We start from the raw sequence: 17,287 nt of genomic DNA, 5'->3' as shown, positions 1-17,287 counted from the left end.
TTTAGTAAATCCTTTTTTTTTTAGAAAATGTATTCAAAATTTTATTCAAATAAATCCGAAGACAAATAACGATCTCCTCTATCGCAAATAATACAAACCACAATTCCGCTCTCTAATTCGTCTACTAATTTTAAAGCAGCAGCTGTAGCTCCTCCACTACTCATTCCTGCGAGTATGCCTTCTTCTTTTGCTAATCGTCGTGTCATTGCTATAGCTTCATCTTTGCTGACTTCAATAGTTTGATCGACTTTAGACGCATCAAATATTTTAGGCAAATATTCTATGGGCCATTTTCTAATCCCAGGTATTTTAGAACCATCGGTTGGCTGTACACCTACAATTTTTACTTCAGCGTTTTGTTCTTTCAAAAACGTAGAGGTTCCCATTATGGTTCCTGTAGTTCCCATTGAAGACACAAAATGCGTAATAGTACCTTCGGTATCTATCCAAATCTCAGGGCCTGTGGTTTTATAATGCGCTTTCCAATTATCATCATTTGCAAATTGATTGAATGAAAAGTAACCTTCATTTTCAACCTTATTTATAGCATAGTCTCTCGCTCCTTCTATACCTTCAGGATGTAATGTTACGGTTGCACCATAAGCACGCATCGTTTGTACACGTTCTTTAGTAGCTGTATCAGGCATTACAAGTTCAATATTCAACTTATAAATACTCGCAATCATAGCTAAGGCAATTCCTGTGTTTCCACTAGTAGCTTCAATTAATTTTGATGATGTATCAATTTGTTTTGAGTCTAGAGCACTTTTAATCATATTGTAGGCTGCTCTATCTTTTACACTACCACCTGGATTATTCCCTTCGAGTTTAAAGTACAAACTCACATTAGGATTGGTATTCAATGCTATTGATTTAACCAGAGGTGTATTTCCTATTTGATCTATTAACGTCTTATTCATCTTACTTTTTTAATTTTGCAAAAATTTCAACCTGATGATTGTGTGTCACAATAGAGTTTTTAGGAACCGACTCCGTTAACCACGTGTTACCACCAATTACTGAATTTTCACCAATAATAGTATTACCTCCCAAAATAGTTGCATTGGCATATATGGTAACATTTTGCTCAATAGTTGGATGACGCTTCGTATTTTGATGTTGTTTTTTTACGGTCAGCGCACCTAAAGTTACACCTTGATACACCTTAACATTATTGTGTATTTCTGTAGTTTCGCCAATAACCAATCCTGTACCGTGATCTATAAAAAAAGAGTCACCGATTGTGGCTCCAGGATGTATATCTATCCCCGTAATAGAATGGGCATATTCCGTCATTAACCTTGGTATGAATGGCAAATTCAATTTAAAAAAGACTCTTGCCATTCTATAGATTGAAATTGCAAAGAACCCTGGGTAGGCTAAATAAATTTCTTCTATGGATTTTGATGCGGGATCATTGTTATAAATCGCTTCAGCATCCTTTTTTAAACTGCAATATAAATCAGGAATGTTTTCTTTAAAATCACTCCAAAGTTTACAAGGCTTATTCTTAATATCTGGACATGCCCTATTTCTAATTGTGATAAACAATGTTTCCAATTGCTGTAATGCCAATTCGGCATCTGTATCACAATCATAAAACGCCTTAAAAAGCAATTTTGTGAATCGTTGAGACTCTTCTTTTAAAGTCATTGAAACCTTAATTATTTCCTTGTGGTCATTTATGACTTTTACTACGTTCAAATTCATACTTAGATAACTCTTTTAAAAGACGTATAATTATAGTATACATTACAGATTCAACGAATTTAATGAAACAATTTGAACAAGAAAAGTAGAAGGTCTAAATTGATAACAATTCAATAAACTACTATATAGATAATTAATTGTCTAACTCATACAATATATTATCTTTGCGGAACTTAAATTTTAACAGAGAATATAATAATGGTTCTAAGTAAATTAGAACTCCCAAATACAAATTAAAACATGTCAGAATCAGAAGAATTAACTTTCGATGTACTCATTGAAATACCTAAGGGAAGCCGTAATAAATATGAATACGATTTCACATTACACAAGATAAGGTTTGACCGCATGCTTTTTTCATCTATGATGTATCCAGGTGATTATGGCTTTATTCCAGAAACTTTAGCTTTAGATAGTGATCCTTTAGACGTTTTAGTATTAGGACACCAACCAACATACCCTATGGTAGTTATGGAAGTAAGACCAATTGGTGTTTTCCATATGACGGATGAAAAAGGACCAGATGAAAAGATTATCTGTGTACCAGTTTCAGATCCTATTTGGAGTAACAATAAAGATATAAGCGATTTAAATCCACACAGATTAAAAGAAATTGAGCACTTTTTCCGTGTATATAAAGACTTAGAGAAAAAGAAAGTTGATGTTGGTGGATGGGGAGATGCTAAAGAAGCTGTAAAAATTTATCATGAATGTGTACAACGTTATGATGAAAGTGAACATAAAAAGAAACGCACATTTACGATTTAAAATTCTTATTTAGAATTCAAAAATTTTTTATCAAAAAAACTGTCGAAAAAGCAATATCTATAATTGATATTGCTTTTTTCGTAAAAATATGATTCATTTTACTACTTTTGCCCAGCTAAAAACTAATCAAATTAATAAATGTAATATGGAATCAATGATGATTTATATGCCAATAGCATTGGCGACTTTAGGATTAATTTACATGCTTGTAAAGAAATCTTGGGTAATGAAACAAGATGCTGGAGACGGCAAAATGAAAGAAATTTCAGATCATATATATGAAGGTGCTCTCGCCTTCTTAAATGCTGAATATAAACTACTAGCAGTCTTTGTAGTTATCGTAAGTATACTTCTTGCCGTTGTTTCATTTATAGTACCAACAACGCATTGGCTTATCGTAATTGCTTTTATTTTCGGTGCTGTATTTTCGGCATTCGCTGGAAACATCGGAATGAAAATAGCCACTAAAACAAATGTTAGAACAACACAAGCCGCTCGCACAAGTTTACCAAATGCACTAAAAGTATCTTTTGGTGGTGGAACTGTAATGGGATTAGGTGTTGCTGGTCTTGCTGTTTTAGGATTAACAGCATTTTTCATATTCTTCTTTTGGTTCTTTATGGGAAGCGAATGGACTAACACAATGGATATGACCATCGTATTAGAAACACTTGCTGGTTTCTCTCTTGGTGCTGAATCTATCGCATTATTCGCTAGAGTCGGTGGAGGTATTTATACTAAAGCTGCCGATGTTGGTGCCGATTTAGTAGGTAAAGTTGAAGCTGGTATTCCAGAAGATGATCCTCGTAATCCTGCTACAATTGCAGATAATGTTGGTGATAATGTAGGTGATGTTGCAGGTATGGGAGCCGATTTATTTGGATCTTATGTGGCGACCGTTTTAGCTGCAATGGTTCTTGGTAACTATGTGATTAAAGATATGGGTGGCTCAATCTCTGACGCTTTTGGAGGAATTGGACCAATCTTATTACCAATGTCAATTGCTGGTGTAGGAATTATTATTTCTATCATCGGAACCATGTTGGTGAAAATAAAAAGTAATGACGCTAAAGAAGCTCAAGTTATGGGAGCTTTAAATATTGGAAATTGGACGTCTATCATATTAGTTGCTGCTGCATGTTTCGGATTAGTAACTTGGATGTTACCAGAAACGATGCAAATGAATTTCTTCGGTGAAGGCTTACAAGAGATTTCTTCAATGCGCGTGTTCTATGCCACCTTAGTTGGTTTAGTCGTAGGTGCTGTAATTTCTTCTGTAACTGAATACTATACAGGGTTAGGTAAAAAACCAATTTTAAATATTGTACAACAATCAAGTACTGGAGCAGGAACAAACATTATTGCAGGTTTAGCGACAGGTATGATTTCTACATTCCCATCCGTATTATTATTTGCCGGAGCTATTTGGGCATCGTATGCATTTGCTGGATTCTATGGAGTTGCTTTAGCGGCTTCTGCAATGATGGCAACTACGGCTATGCAATTAGCAATTGATGCTTTTGGACCAATATCTGATAACGCAGGTGGTATTGCTGAAATGAGTGAGCAAGAACCTATCGTTAGAGAACGTACAGACATATTAGATTCTGTTGGTAACACAACAGCTGCAACAGGAAAAGGATTTGCTATCGCTTCTGCGGCATTAACATCATTAGCTTTATTTGCTGCTTATGTTACGTTCACAGGAATTGATGGGATTAATATTTTTAAAGCACCAGTATTAGCGATGTTATTTGTTGGTGGTATGGTGCCCGTAGTATTCTCTGCTTTAGCAATGAATGCTGTAGGAAAAGCAGCTATGGAAATGGTTGAGGAAGTACGTCGTCAGTTTAGAGATATTCCAGGTATTATGGAAGGTACAGGAAAACCAGAATACGATAAGTGTGTGGCGATTTCTACGGAAGCGTCTTTAAAAGAAATGATGTTACCAGGTTTATTAACTATAGGTTTCCCATTAGCAATTGCATTTATTCCAATGATTTTTGGAATGGATCCTTTAGCTATCGCAGAAATGTTAGGTGGTTATATGGCTGGTGTTACGGTTTCAGGTGTGCTTTGGGCAATCTTCCAAAACAACGCAGGTGGTGCTTGGGATAATGCTAAAAAATCTTTTGAAGCTGGAGTTGAAATTAATGGTGAAATGACATTTAAAGGTTCTGAAGCTCATAAAGCAGCAGTAACTGGAGATACAGTTGGAGATCCTTTTAAAGATACATCTGGTCCTTCAATGAACATCTTAATTAAATTAACGTGTTTAATTGGTTTAGTCATTGCCCCAATTTTAGGTGGTCATGCTGATGAAACTGGATTAGCTAATAATGACACAAACGTTTCTATTGAAATGATTGTTGACTCTAAAGATTTAGCTAAAGCCACCGTTAATTATTCCACCATAAAAGAAGGAAAGAAAACATCTGAAGTTATTATTTTCGAAGGCACACAGGTCGAAGTTGAAAAAGAATTAAATAATTTTGAAGCATCGCTTACAAACGAAGCTGGTGACGTTATAAAAGTTATTGAAAAAGTAGATATTTCTAAAAGTTAAATCTTAGAAATACACGTATTTAAAAACCCTCAACATTATTCAAAATGTTGAGGGTTTTATTTTTTAGAGACATAGATCATATAGAAAGAATCTAAAATTTTGAGAGATCACTTAAGTCTCAATATATAAACAAAAAAGCCTCACATTTTAAAACAAAATATGAGGCTTTTATTATTACAATTATATTCTATAAGGTATAAGTCAACCTAAACGTTATAAATCTTGGTAAAATAAATGTTTCTGAGCTATATACAGAGATATTATTCGACCCATTGTTAACTTCCGAATCTATATTCAATAAGTTTGTGGCTTTAAGTTGATATTCCCATTTAGCATCTTGATCTTTTCTGTATGCTAAACTCGCATTCCATGTTTGATACGACTGGGTATCACTAACATTACTGCTTTGACTTGTGTATGAATAATCAGATCTTAGTGTTAAAGCTTTCCATATATAAGCATCAAATTCTATTGAAGGAGCATTAGTGATAAACTGCGTATCATTATCTCCTTGATTTGTATCACTAACGCTATACCCATACTTTAACGTAAAGTTTGGTGCCTCTCTAAAGTTAGTACTTAACTCTGGAGTATACGACTGAGAAAACGTTTCATTAACAGATCTTACATCTTGAACAAATTGATTACTCTTACTGTAGTTAAGACCAACACGCATACTTGCTCTTAACTTACCATAAGTACGTTGTATACGACCACTAGCAGAAACACTCTCATCCGCAAAATTTGAATTGAAATATGTGTTGGTTCTGATTACATTATCAAAATTAGTAAGTGATCTAATTTGATCGATATTCTTGTTATAATTAATAAATGCAAATACATTAGTGTAGTTAAACAAGTTAAAACTAAAGTAACGTAAGTTTAAGTTATGCGATAATGAATTCTGTAAGTTTGGCTCACCATATTGTATACTATTATAATTGTTTAAAACCAACCCTTCTGCTAAACTTGTAACATCGGTAAATGAATTTTGCATATTGTAACGGAACGTTAAACTCTCACTCTTTTTAAATTGAATTTGCGTTTCAAAATCTGGTAATATTTTAAAGAAATTATCTTCATATGTTTCGCCAAACTGTGTGTTTTTGTTTCCGTATGTATGAACTGAGAATCCAGGTGTAATTGTAAATTTCCCTGTCTTTAATCTATAATGGAATCCTAAATAAATATCACTAAAGTTATATTCTGTATCGTTTTCATTACGTAATAGGTTACCATCTGTATCTGTTAGGCTAGCAATAGGATCATAAAAAGAACCATCATCTAAAAATTGAAAAATATTAGAGTTGAATTTTTGAGAACTTAAAATAGTACCTAACGTAAAGTTGATGTTACTTTTAGAATTTAAAATATTGTAGTAGTCTAATTTAGCATCTAGCTGATTAGATTTAATACGACGTTCTTGGTTAAGATCATAATTAGCCTGACCTGTATTTAAACCTAAACTGTTTGCTGTACTTTCAAAAGCACCTTCTTCTTTTAATCCTATTACATTGTAAAAAGGATCTTCATCTTTAATTAAATGCTGCGCTTCGAAAGCAAAAATATTATTTTCGTTTAGCGTGTAATAATAATTTACATTTTGATTAATACTAAATGGCTTTGCTTCATTCAACTCATTGGTATTTCCAACTACAGAAGAAAATTCATTTTGCATTTCAGAATCGCTAGAAATACGCCCTAAAACATCATAATTCAATTGGTTATTAGCATTTGGCTTATAACTCGCACTTAATTTTGCTAAACCTTGGTTGGTCGCTTCTCTACCTGTTTGAACTGTTTCTTCATCAGGAATTCCTAATTCTGGATTTGTATAACGTACAAAGCTTTCTTGTCTCGTTTTTAAACGGTTCGCATTATAAATTAAAAATCCACTAAGGTCTAATGACTTATTCGGAGCATAACTGAAGTTCATTGCTCCTAGTTTAGATTCAATAGTTTGTGCATCCCCAAGATTTGTTAAACCACTTAATCCATTATCACCAAGATTAATACTTGTTCCACTACTAGAACTTGGACGTCTAAAACCACCACCAAAATTCCGAATATCACGACCGGTTAATGCAACTTCACCAATATTGTTGATATCACCAATAACATTAATACTGTATTTAGGACTGTAATAAAATAATTTTGGCTGCAAGAGATATAGGTTGTCATTTGGTGATGGCGCAACACCTCCACCAGCAGTAACATCTCCAAACCAGAAGTTTTCTTTTCCTTCTTTCAATTTAATATTAATGGCTACATTATCTTGGTTATTTTGAACACCACTTAATTGGCCTACCTCAGCATAATTACGTAGCACTTGAATTTTATCAACCGCGTTTGAAGGAATATTTTTTGTCGCTAATTTTGAATCCCCATCAAAGAAATCTTTACCATTTACCATCAGCTTTGTAACCTCTTTACCTTCAACTTCAATCTTACCTTCTGCTGTAATTTCTACACCTGGTAATTTTTTAAGAACGTCTTCAAGCTTTCGTTCGGTACCATTTTTAAATGAATCTGCATTATAAATTAAAGTATCTCCTTTTATCGTTACTGGCATATCATAAGTCAATTCTACAGCATCTAACATATTATCAGAAACCATATTAAAGTCTTTCGTAATATCAACTTCTTTAGTTGTCACAGTTTCATCAACTGATTTTAAACCAATATAACTCACTTGAATATTGTAAGTTCCGTTTTTTCCCAGTGAAATCACATATTTTCCACTAGCATCAGTAATGGCATAAGATTCTAATGTATTAGATTCTTTATTGATAGCAATAATATTGGCCAATTCTAAAGGAGAGCCAATGCTATCTTTTACAATACCGGTCATTTTAATTTGAGCAAAAGAACTCATAACTACTAAAGTAAATAGCAGTGCTAAAATATTTTTCATATAAATAATGTCTTTGGTTGGTATTTGAGAGCGTGATTTATACTCTGCTCATCATTAGAGTTCGTTTTTTATAATTTTAATTTCTACCGCGTCCTCCGCCTCTACCGTTACGTCCACCGTACATTTCACGCATTTCTTCCATCTTCTTTGTCGTGATTTCAGTGTACTCAGCTTGTGTAACTTCTTCTCCTTTTTTAGGCTTATCAATAGACTCCTTCTCTTTTGGGTTTAATACAATCTTAGTACAAAGTATGGTTGTACGGTCTGCATTTATTTCTAATATTAATCCTGGCAAGCCCCAATAATCATCTGGCCCTTGGTTTACAGGAATTTGTGGTGTGTACCAAGCAACAACCTCTATTGTTTTTGGTGCCTTAGGCTCGTTTGAATCTGTAGAATCTTTACCTTTTTCTCCTTCACTTTTTTGATCTCTACCTCTTGGCCCTCTAAAACTGCTAATATCAAATCCACTAGGAACTACAGTTGCGGTAGCTTTAAAACAAGTGTATTGACCAATTAATTTGGTTTCCGTACCCATTTTCCATTCTAAATCTTTTAATTCGTCTTTAACTAAAAACTGCTTTCCAAAAAACTCCTGATCTTGGATGACTTCTTTAGTTTGAACATTTTTATATTTTGGTCCTCCGGTTAAACTCGCACCGAAGCCTCCTCGTCCACCACCTCCACCAGGTGCAGCCAACTTTTCTTCTTCTTTATAAATAGACTCTGATTTTGTAAACGTTAGTGTGTACTCCTTCTCTAAAAAGCTCTTCATACGTTCTTCAAATTGCTTTTTTCGCTCCGCACTCATGTCTTGTCCGCCAAATTGATCGAGATCCATGGTCGTTTTCGACATGTAGTAAGCTTTGCCTTGAAAATCTTGAGCAAACAAATTAGAACTGGCAAAAAACACAGTTAAGAGTAATGCAATTTTTAATGGTAATTTCTTCATTTTAAATAGTCTAGTTAAATATTATAACAAATTATGTTAATCTTACTTCCATAAGACTCCACAATTGAAGAAAAGTTAAGTCCAGGTTTGTTAAACTTGTGTTAAGAAAACTAACGTTATCTGCGTCCTCCTCTATTGGCTCTAAACTCTTTCATTTTTTCACTGATAATACGCTGATACTCATCCTTTGTTACTATTGTTCCTTTATCGGAAGCTTTAATTTCAACCTTATCCTTAGGATTCAATACTATTTTAGAACATAACATGGTTGTATTTCCTGCACTAACTTCTAAAATTAATCCTGGAAGACCCCAATATTCTAATGGACCATGCCCAACAGGAATTTGAGGAGTATACCAAGCCTCAACAGCTGTCATTGGAGTTTCTTTTTCGGTATCACCATCTAAGTCGTCGTTTAATGTGTTCCAAGAAAAATTATACCAAGCTAGATCATGAGTAGAAATTGATGCGGTAGCTTTAAAACATGTATAGTTTCCTATTTGTTTTGTTTCTTTTTCCATAACCCATTCAATAGGCTGCAAGCTATCTTTTACTAAAAAGTTTTTTCCATAGAATTCTTGATTCTGAACCTGTGAATTGGTTTTTACATTTTTATATTGGTGACCAGGTGTAAAGTTTTTCCCCCAAGAATCCGTTGCTCCAGACATCGCATCTAATTGTTCTGCTTCTTCAAAAAATGACGCTTCTCTATTGAAAGTTAAAACATAGTTTTTTTGCAATCTATTTTTCATTCGGGCTTCAATCTCCTTTTTCTGACCTTCGCTTAGACGTGCTCCCCAAGTTCCTAAATCCATTTTAGCTTTTGAAAAATAGTAGGCTTTACCTTGAAAGTCTTGTATGTCTTCAGCGCCATCTGTAGTAAAACCATTTGATAAGCCGATAGTAAGGAAAATTACACTGATTTTTAATAGAATTGATTTCATAATAAATTAAGTTTACTTATTTTGTTTAACAAATATATAGTTATGCTAAACAATATATTTCACTTTACCACAAAATTAACAGTGCATTTAAGAAATCCGCATCAGCCTAGTGTTTTGAATTTAAACACATAAGCATACTACCCACCAATATGTATCTCAATGGCATCACCACTCTTACCACCTTTTCTAGGTGCGTAGCGCTCCATCATTTCTTTGGTTTTCTTATCCATAATATCGTCATACTCTTTTTGAGTCACTTCTTTTCCTTTAGTTGGTTCTTTAATCTCAATTTTGTCTTCTGGGTTGATGACAATTTTACTGCAAATCACAGTTAGCTTCCCATCGTGTATTTCTAAAATCAATCCTGGCAATCCTTGGTATTTCGCAGGCCCATTATTAACAGGAATTTGAGGAGTGTACCAAGCAGTAATAATACGTTCTTCCATTTCTGGTTCTTTTTCTTCTTCATTGTCATCATCTATACTTGAAATGCTACTAAAATTCCTATTAACTTTAGGCACTTGTTTTGTATACGTTGCTTTAAAACACATGTATTCGCCAATATGTTTGGTATTAGATTCTAGCTGCCATTCGATTGGATAAATAGAATCTTTAATTAGAAATTTTTTACCCATTGTCTCTTTTTGATCCGCATAAGTTTTGTTTTGCATATTTTTATAAAATACATCAGAGCCACCCCCACCAAAAGACATCTGAAAACCACTACCAACTTGTGGCTTATCTAATTCTTCCTCTTGTTTATATAATGACGCACTTTTATCAAAAGTTAAGATATATGTTTTTTGAAACTGCTTTTTCATCATTTCCATCATCTGCTTTTGCATCGCATCATTCATTTTGGTACTATCCATTTTAATATCCAAATCGCGATGGGTTCTGTAAGTGGCTACACCTTGGAAATCTTGTGCGTTAACAGAGGAAATAACTCCTATTAATATCAAAATTAGAATTCTAGTAATTGTTGTCATTATGTTCTGTTTTTTAAATTATAAAATTTCAATGCTGTAGCTTTCATTTTTTCAATATTCTTTAGAAGTTTTTCTTTTTCATTTGCCCTTCCTACAACAGTATAAGTCATGCTACCTTTTAGATTATCCTTAACCTCTGAAAAGCTACAATTTAAAGTAAAACTCAATTCTTCATTGTTATCCATCATCATAAATAATTCATCTAAATCTTCCGCTTTAAAAGTGGATTCTAGTTCTTCAAGAGAATCAATTGTAACCTCAATACTAAACGCATCAACTTTTACTGATTCTTCATCAACTTTAGACTGACTAAATCCAACAACAGAAATTAACATCACTAAACAAGTCAACACTTTTTTTAGACTAAAACAGTCACGCATCTTTGATTTCATTTTTTATGGTTTTATGATTAATACCTTACAAATATCTCAACACCAATTGATTTTTTAGGTTAACTAGTGTTAACGTGTGTTAACCGATAACCTATACTTAATAATAACTTTATACATTTGAAACATGAATGATAAACGGTATCGCCTAATTTTATACACCATCATTGCCGTAATCACGGCTACGATTGGCATACAAGTCTATTGGAACTATAAAAACTATCAAACCAATAAACAGCAGCTGATTAACGATGTGCAAATTAGTTTAGATAAAGCGGTAGATGATTATTATACAGCTTTAGCAGAGCGCACCACTTTTGGTTTTATTCTTGAAGGTGACCAGCAAAAAAATGCTTTCGAAGACGGTGGTGAGCTGGAAAATTTTTTTAAAAACATTGATGAATCTAATAAAGAGTTTACAAACCTTGATTCTTTAGATACAAATAGTATTAAAGGTATAACGGTTTTTAGAGGATTTAAGGCAGATTCAATGTCAGAGGCTCATGATAAAACACACAACCCCTTATCAAGAGATCAACTAAAATTAAAAATAGATAGTCTTAAAAGCAACAATAAAGATGTCAATTTAAAAAATGCCGAATTTCTGACCTCTAAAGTGATGATTTCGATAAAAAATGACACACTTGATGTTAAGGCTGTTGAAGAATTAATAGCGATAGAACTAGAACGAAAAAGCATTAATGTCGATTTTTATTTAGACTATAAAGACCTCGAACGTAACGCTGGCTATTTTATGGTAAACGGATCCTTACCAGAATTAGATCCTAATCACATGTCTGACGATTACCTTCAAACGGATACAAAATCTAGATTTCTACCGAAAGGCACGTTTTTAACCATTTTATTTACCAACACCACTAAAGCTATTTTATACCGCATTCTTGGAGGCGTCTTAATTTCAACACTTTTAGTTTTAGTCGTAATCAGCTGTCTATTCTATCTATTAAAAATCATTAAACATCAAAAGCAACTCGCCGAAGTTAAAAATGACCTTATAAGCAATATTACGCACGAGTTTAAAACACCAATCGCAACTATAAGTGCAGCACTAGAAAGCATTAGTAATTTTAATGCTATTGACGATAAAGCCAAAACTAAAAAATACCTTAACATGTCTTCCCAGCAATTAGGAAAGTTGAATGTTATGGTCGAAAAACTATTAGAAACCGCTACTTTAGATAGTGGTAATTTAGAATTGAATAAAGAAAATTTCGATATCATTAGTTTACTTGATGCTTTGGTTAGTAAGTATAAGATTCAATTTCCTGATAAGACATTTAACAGCAATATTCATCTCGAAAGTTTAATTATTAATGCTGACATCTTTCATATTGAAAATGCCCTAAACAACATTTTAGATAATGCCGTAAAGTATGGAGGAGAGATTATTTCAATTGAATTGAAAACAAAGAAAACTAATTTTGAAGTTTCAATTTCAGATAATGAAAATAGTTTAACCCATGAAAACAAACATCAGATTTTCGATAAATTCTATCGTGTTCCAAAAGGGAATACCCACGATGTAAAAGGGTTTGGAATAGGCCTTTATTACACCAAAACCATAATTGACAAGCATAACGGATCAATTACTTTAGAACTCAATAAAAATTTAACTACGTTTAAAATCACACTTCCAAATGGCTAATACAATCAAATTATTATTGGCTGAAGATGAAGCTGCTTTAGGACAAATACTAAAAGAAAGTCTTGAAACACGAGATTTTGAAGTCATTCTTTGCGAAAACGGGGACAAAGCTTTTGAAAACTACAAATCTGAAGCTCCAGAAATTTTAGTTTTAGATGTGATGATGCCCAAAAAAGATGGTTTCACATTAGCTAAAGAAATCAGAGCTATTGACGACACTATTCCTATTATATTTTTAACAGCCAAGTCGCAAACCGCAGATGTGGTTGAAGGTTTCTCAATTGGTGGCAATGATTATCTCAAAAAGCCATTTAGTATAGAAGAGTTAATTGTTAGGGTTCATAATTTGGTTGACAGAACTAAAACTCAAAAGACCACTAAAATCATAACTATTGGGGAGTTCGCCTTTGATTTAGCTAAACAGCAATTAAAATTTAAGGATGAAGAATCGATTCAGCTGACTCATAGAGAATCGCATTTGTTATTTCATTTAATTAATAACAAAAATCAAGTTTTAGATCGTTCCTTAATTCTGAATAAACTTTGGGGAACAGACGACTTTTTCACCGCTAGAAGCATGGATGTTTTTATAAGTAAATTAAGAAAGCAATTAAGTAAAGATGAAAATATTCAAATCATTAATGTCCGTGGTTTTGGGTATAAGTTGACGGATTAATTTAAAAGTGTCAATCCATACTATTTAAAATCTATTCACAAGTTCTTTCTAATTAGTATAACCTCAAAGCTCTGTAAAGAGAAATTGGAGTAATTGTTGTATTTTTCAAGTTCATTCGCCCACAATTATGCATAAGTTAGTCCTTTTATTTCTTTTCTTTAGTTTGTTCAGTTTTTCTCAAGATAAAACGCAACGGCAAATTAAAGCGACTTTAAAAGATTCGACACAGCTTAAAGCTAAAGCCATTTTTGGAATTGATAATTTTGGGACATTCTATTATGCTACGGAAAACAATTCCTTTCATAAAAAAACAAAGGATACCATTATTACATACGCCAACTTTCAACTTGGTGACATTACTTCTGCAAACACGTTTAATCCTTTAAAAATAAATTTATTTTATAAAGACTTTAATACGGTTGTAGTTTTAGATAATCGTTTAGCTGAAATTAAAAAAGTAGATTTCAATTCTATTCAACCCTACAAAAACGTCTCTTTTGTGTCTTCTGGTTATGATAATTCGTTATGGCTATTTAATCAAGATTACCAGTATCTCGAATTATACGATTATCAAACCAATAAGATAAAACTCAAAACGGTTCCTGTTCAATCTGAAGTTTTAGATTTAAAAAGCGATTATAATTATTGTTATTTATTGACTAAAAATTACCTCTACGTTTATAATTACTTTGGAAGTTTAATCCGAAAAATAGAAAATTCAGGCTACGAAAGTTTAGCTTTTAACGAAGCGCATTTGGTGTTAAAAAAGGGGGAATCATTATTTATCTTAGAAAAAAACGAAGCTATAATTCACCCCATAAAACATCCAAAAATGTTAATAAAACAGTTTTTGGTAACCAATGAAACGGTGTATATTTACGGCTTAAATTTACTACGTCATTACCAATTAAAAATAGAATAGATTATGCATGTTGCTGTTGCAGGAAATATAGGAGCTGGAAAAACAACGCTCACAAAATTACTCGCCAAACACTTTAAATGGGAGGCGCAATTAGAGGACGTTGTAGATAACCCTTATTTAGATGATTTTTATAATCAGATGGAACGATGGAGCTTCAATTTACAAGTCTATTTCTTAAACAGCAGATTTCGCCAAGTGAATCAAATCCATGATAGTGGAAAAGACATTATACAAGATAGAACCATCTATGAGGATGCCCATATTTTTGCACCTAACTTGCATGCCATGGGTTTAATGACCAATCGTGATTTTGAAAATTACTCGTCATTATTTCAACTTATGGAATCATTTGTAAATGGACCAGACCTACTAATTTACTTACGCAGTTCTATTCCTAATTTAGTGTCTCAAATTCATAAAAGAGGTCGCGACTATGAAAACACCATCAGTATCGATTATTTAAGTCGTTTAAATGAACGCTACGAAGCCTGGATTTCTACATACGACAAAGGGAACTTGCTTATAATTGACGTTGATAATCTAGATTTTGTTGCCAATCCTGAAGATTTAGGTGACATTATTAATAAAATTGATGCTCAGATAAATGGATTATTCTAAGGAATTGTGGTACTCCATTTTCTAAATGCCATTATCATCACTTTTGTATCCTGGACAATTGGATTATTACTTAACAACGCCATTAAAACAGCCAAGTTTTATTCCAAAATATCAAACTTAAACTTTATTAAGAACGACGGGTTGAGCAAAATTTTGGGATTAAATAGTTTTGGATGGATTATCAAAAATAGCTTCTTTAAAGTTTTCAATCAAAATATAAAACTTAAACAAAGAGCTTCTCGTGAAGATTTAAAACAGCTCAGAAATGAAATGGTTTATGCTGAAATAGGCCATATTATTGGCTTTACGTTTATTATAATAATCATACTTATAAAACTTTGGAGTGCTCAGTATATGTCAGCATTAATTATGCTTGTGTTTAATGTTATTTTCAACCTATATCCTGCATTATTACAGCAACACAATAAAAAACGTATTGATACTATTCTTAAGCAATAAATCCATTTTGCCTAGCGTGTTCTATGGCTTGTTGGCTATTTTTTACTAACAAAATTGGTATTGTTTTATAACTATCTACTATACTTTTAACACGTAACATTTTCTTTTTGTGTTTTACACTTCGTAAGTAAATTGCTAAAATTCGATTTGGAAATTCATCTGCAATTTCCATGTAAATATCGGGATCGTGCTCTCCACTATCTCCTATTAAGATAAAAGGTAAATCAGGATATGTTTTAAGAAGGTTCAAAATCTCTTTTTGTTTTTGAGGCTTTTCTCCTTGTTGTTTTTTCTTCAATGCTTCGCTAACACTCCTTAATAAAATTGGCCCTTTAGGAAAATCATTCTGTTTTAAAAAGAGTTCTAGATAGCGGTATAAATTCCATGGGCTATGACTGACATAAAAAATAGGATTTGCATTTTCACCAGATGCTCCACGATGCAATTTATGAAAGAAATCTACCGAACCTTCGAGGGGAATTCTACTTTTAGCACTCTTAAAAAGGGAGTTGTAAATTAACCTCCATTTTAATAAGGAGACCACGCCTGTGTGCAAAATAGTATCATCGATATCGCTTGCCACTCCAAACTGCGCCTTGCTTGATGGAATTAATAATTCACCAGGAAACCGATTTTGATTCTGAATATTCCGTTTGATGTTAACGTCGTTATAGGATAATTCAAAAAACAACCAACCTTCCTCGTTGGTTAGTGCTTTTAAATCTTCAAGATTGGCTTCAATTCTAAAATAACCTTTGTGATCCGTTGTCGCTTTTAAAACCTTATTGTTAGCTAGTTTTAAATTTAAACCGACATTCTTAATTTCATCGGTTCCAAAACGTTTCCATGAGTTAACAATAAGTTGCCATGTACTCTTGGCTTCTAAATCAATAGACTCATCTTCTAAAGCTCTGCCTCTAGCATAAAAATGCGAATCCGTTCCATAGCTCTGAAAAGCAATGATTTGCAAAGGGTCTTTTTTAAAAATAGGCATTAATCTCTCTTTTTTTTAACAAGTTAAGGCACTTCTTAATTTAATTCATCTTTTCATTAAAAATAAATTTTCATTAAAAAGTCGTGTAAACACTAATCTCAGCTCAAATAATTCATTTTGTTTAATCTTTTACCAAAAAAGTTTAACAAAAATTTAAATATTAACTATAGTTCATTCTATAATTTTATAAAAAATTAATAACTAAAAAGAATCAAAAATGGAAAAAAAAGACTTTTTAACGATTTTAACGATCATGTTAACATCCTTATTTACATTTGCTCAAACTGCTAGAATTCAAGCAATTCACAATTCTGCCGATTTAGCAGCCGAAACTGTAGATGTTTATCTTAATGATATTATTCTACTAAACGATTTTCAATTTAGAACAGCATCTCCTTTTATTGATGCACCTGCTGGTGTAGAACTTAGCCTTAAAGTGGCACCAGGAAACAGTGCCTCATCTGCTGATGCGATTTATGAAATCAATCCAACTTTAGCAGCTAACGAGACTTATATCCTTGTGGCTGATGGAAATATTAGTGCCTCTGGATATACTGCAACTTCTAACTTTGCAATTGAAGTATTTGCTGGTGCACGTGAAGCTGCTAGCACAATAGGTAATACAGATATTTTGGTACATCACGGTGCGTCTGACGCTCCAACTGTTGATGTTAATGAAGTAACTGGTCCTGCCATTTTAGTTGACGATATTTCTTATCC

At 32.9% G+C, this 17,287-nt stretch carries 16 protein-coding genes; 8 read left to right on the top strand and 8 right to left on the bottom strand.

The window, feature by feature from the left end:
• Window positions 1-41 precede the first annotated feature (41 nt).
• Entirely contained in the window at window positions 42-920 is an 879-nt protein-coding gene (cysM, locus tag BLT80_RS17215; RefSeq protein WP_092470287.1) for a cysteine synthase CysM, read from the bottom strand.
• A 1-nt stretch (window position 921) separates the two neighbouring features.
• The gene (gene epsC, locus BLT80_RS17210) at window positions 922-1,710 is read right to left on the bottom strand and encodes a serine O-acetyltransferase EpsC (RefSeq protein ID WP_092470285.1); all 789 of its coding nucleotides are present in this window, start codon (window positions 1,708-1,710) and stop codon (window positions 922-924) included.
• A gap of 240 nt (window positions 1,711-1,950) precedes the next feature.
• On the opposite strand from epsC, the gene BLT80_RS17205 reads away from it, so the two are divergent.
• The gene (locus tag BLT80_RS17205; protein ID WP_092470284.1) at window positions 1,951-2,478 is read left to right on the top strand and encodes an inorganic diphosphatase; all 528 of its coding nucleotides are present in this window, start codon (window positions 1,951-1,953) and stop codon (window positions 2,476-2,478) included.
• A 145-nt stretch (window positions 2,479-2,623) separates the two neighbouring features.
• Window positions 2,624-5,044: a sodium-translocating pyrophosphatase gene (locus BLT80_RS17200; protein WP_092470282.1), complete on the top strand. Its 2,421-nt coding sequence runs from the start codon at window positions 2,624-2,626 to the stop codon at window positions 5,042-5,044.
• Between the two features lie 187 nt (window positions 5,045-5,231).
• On the opposite strand, the gene BLT80_RS17195 is transcribed toward BLT80_RS17200, so the two are convergent.
• The 5 genes from BLT80_RS17195 to BLT80_RS17175 all read right to left on the bottom strand — a co-directional run bounded on the left by BLT80_RS17195 (window position 5,232) and on the right by BLT80_RS17175 (window position 11,235).
• Window positions 5,232-7,958 carry a TonB-dependent receptor gene (locus BLT80_RS17195; RefSeq protein ID WP_092470280.1) on the bottom strand — a complete coding sequence of 909 codons (2,727 nt, stop codon included), beginning with the start codon at window positions 7,956-7,958 and terminating at the stop codon, window positions 5,232-5,234.
• 76 nt (window positions 7,959-8,034) lie between these two features.
• Window positions 8,035-8,910: a GLPGLI family protein gene (locus tag BLT80_RS17190; RefSeq protein ID WP_092470278.1), complete on the bottom strand. Its 876-nt coding sequence runs from the start codon at window positions 8,908-8,910 to the stop codon at window positions 8,035-8,037.
• A gap of 116 nt (window positions 8,911-9,026) precedes the next feature.
• Window positions 9,027-9,854, bottom strand: a complete 828-nt coding sequence (locus tag BLT80_RS17185) for a GLPGLI family protein (protein ID WP_092470276.1) — start codon at window positions 9,852-9,854, stop codon at window positions 9,027-9,029.
• 137 nt (window positions 9,855-9,991) lie between these two features.
• Window positions 9,992-10,843 carry a GLPGLI family protein gene (locus BLT80_RS17180; RefSeq protein ID WP_092470274.1) on the bottom strand — a complete coding sequence of 284 codons (852 nt, stop codon included), beginning with the start codon at window positions 10,841-10,843 and terminating at the stop codon, window positions 9,992-9,994.
• Complete coding sequence (locus BLT80_RS17175) at window positions 10,843-11,235, bottom strand: hypothetical protein (RefSeq protein WP_092470272.1); 393 nt, start codon at window positions 11,233-11,235, stop codon at window positions 10,843-10,845. The genes BLT80_RS17180 and BLT80_RS17175 overlap by 1 nt, the downstream gene beginning before the upstream one ends.
• Window positions 11,236-11,359: 124 nt before the next feature.
• Here BLT80_RS17175 and BLT80_RS17170 point away from each other — a divergent pair, with 124 nt between their 5' ends.
• From BLT80_RS17170 to BLT80_RS17150, 5 genes are all read left to right on the top strand, one after another.
• Window positions 11,360-12,898 carry a sensor histidine kinase gene (locus BLT80_RS17170; protein ID WP_092470270.1) on the top strand — a complete coding sequence of 513 codons (1,539 nt, stop codon included), beginning with the start codon at window positions 11,360-11,362 and terminating at the stop codon, window positions 12,896-12,898.
• On the top strand, window positions 12,891-13,574 hold the full coding sequence (locus tag BLT80_RS17165; protein WP_092470268.1) for a response regulator transcription factor: 684 nt from the start codon (window positions 12,891-12,893) through the stop codon (window positions 13,572-13,574). The genes BLT80_RS17170 and BLT80_RS17165 overlap by 8 nt, the downstream gene beginning before the upstream one ends.
• A 127-nt stretch (window positions 13,575-13,701) precedes the next feature.
• Window positions 13,702-14,496, top strand: a complete 795-nt coding sequence (locus BLT80_RS17160; RefSeq protein WP_245710290.1) for a hypothetical protein — start codon at window positions 13,702-13,704, stop codon at window positions 14,494-14,496.
• Window positions 14,497-14,499: 3 nt separating this feature from the next.
• Window positions 14,500-15,114, top strand: coding sequence for a deoxynucleoside kinase (locus tag BLT80_RS17155; RefSeq protein ID WP_092470266.1), 615 nt, complete (start codon window positions 14,500-14,502; stop codon window positions 15,112-15,114).
• A 141-nt stretch (window positions 15,115-15,255) separates the two neighbouring features.
• A complete protein-coding gene (locus BLT80_RS17150; protein ID WP_175455641.1) occupies window positions 15,256-15,573 on the top strand; it encodes a glycosyl-4,4'-diaponeurosporenoate acyltransferase CrtO family protein in 318 nt (105 codons plus the stop codon).
• Here the strand turns inward: BLT80_RS17150 and BLT80_RS17145 are convergent.
• Window positions 15,563-16,567 (bottom strand): App1 family protein, encoded by a 1,005-nt coding sequence (locus tag BLT80_RS17145; protein WP_092470262.1) that lies wholly within the window; start codon window positions 16,565-16,567, stop codon window positions 15,563-15,565. The two genes, BLT80_RS17150 and BLT80_RS17145, sit on opposite strands and share 11 nt — an antisense overlap.
• A gap of 217 nt (window positions 16,568-16,784) precedes the next feature.
• Between BLT80_RS17145 and BLT80_RS17140 the strand changes: the two genes are divergently transcribed.
• Window positions 16,785-17,287 (top strand): DUF4397 domain-containing protein (locus tag BLT80_RS17140; protein WP_139181096.1); only part of this gene is annotated, 503 nt, incomplete at its 3' end.

Source organism: Winogradskyella thalassocola (assembly GCF_900099995.1).
GTDB lineage: Bacteria > Bacteroidota > Bacteroidia > Flavobacteriales > Flavobacteriaceae > Winogradskyella > Winogradskyella thalassocola.
Note: the sequence above shows the minus strand (reverse complement) of the source record. Positions and strands in the feature narration are given on the sequence as shown.

What these genes read in the sequence shown, in the direction of transcription:
- cysM (WP_092470287.1), bottom strand. Translation starts at nt 920, where the DNA reads ATGAATAAGACGTTAATAGATCAAATAGGAAATACACCTCTGGTTAAA.
- epsC (WP_092470285.1), bottom strand. Translation starts at nt 1,710, where the DNA reads ATGAATTTGAACGTAGTAAAAGTCATAAATGACCACAAGGAAATAATT.
- BLT80_RS17205 (WP_092470284.1), top strand. Translation starts at nt 1,951, where the DNA reads ATGTCAGAATCAGAAGAATTAACTTTCGATGTACTCATTGAAATACCT.
- BLT80_RS17200 (WP_092470282.1), top strand. Translation starts at nt 2,624, where the DNA reads ATGGAATCAATGATGATTTATATGCCAATAGCATTGGCGACTTTAGGA.
- BLT80_RS17195 (WP_092470280.1), bottom strand. Translation starts at nt 7,958, where the DNA reads ATGAAAAATATTTTAGCACTGCTATTTACTTTAGTAGTTATGAGTTCT.
- BLT80_RS17190 (WP_092470278.1), bottom strand. Translation starts at nt 8,910, where the DNA reads ATGAAGAAATTACCATTAAAAATTGCATTACTCTTAACTGTGTTTTTT.
- BLT80_RS17185 (WP_092470276.1), bottom strand. Translation starts at nt 9,854, where the DNA reads ATGAAATCAATTCTATTAAAAATCAGTGTAATTTTCCTTACTATCGGC.
- BLT80_RS17180 (WP_092470274.1), bottom strand. Translation starts at nt 10,843, where the DNA reads ATGACAACAATTACTAGAATTCTAATTTTGATATTAATAGGAGTTATT.
- BLT80_RS17175 (WP_092470272.1), bottom strand. Translation starts at nt 11,235, where the DNA reads ATGAAATCAAAGATGCGTGACTGTTTTAGTCTAAAAAAAGTGTTGACT.
- BLT80_RS17170 (WP_092470270.1), top strand. Translation starts at nt 11,360, where the DNA reads ATGAATGATAAACGGTATCGCCTAATTTTATACACCATCATTGCCGTA.
- BLT80_RS17165 (WP_092470268.1), top strand. Translation starts at nt 12,891, where the DNA reads ATGGCTAATACAATCAAATTATTATTGGCTGAAGATGAAGCTGCTTTA.
- BLT80_RS17160 (WP_245710290.1), top strand. Translation starts at nt 13,702, where the DNA reads ATGCATAAGTTAGTCCTTTTATTTCTTTTCTTTAGTTTGTTCAGTTTT.
- BLT80_RS17155 (WP_092470266.1), top strand. Translation starts at nt 14,500, where the DNA reads ATGCATGTTGCTGTTGCAGGAAATATAGGAGCTGGAAAAACAACGCTC.
- BLT80_RS17145 (WP_092470262.1), bottom strand. Translation starts at nt 16,567, where the DNA reads ATGCCTATTTTTAAAAAAGACCCTTTGCAAATCATTGCTTTTCAGAGC.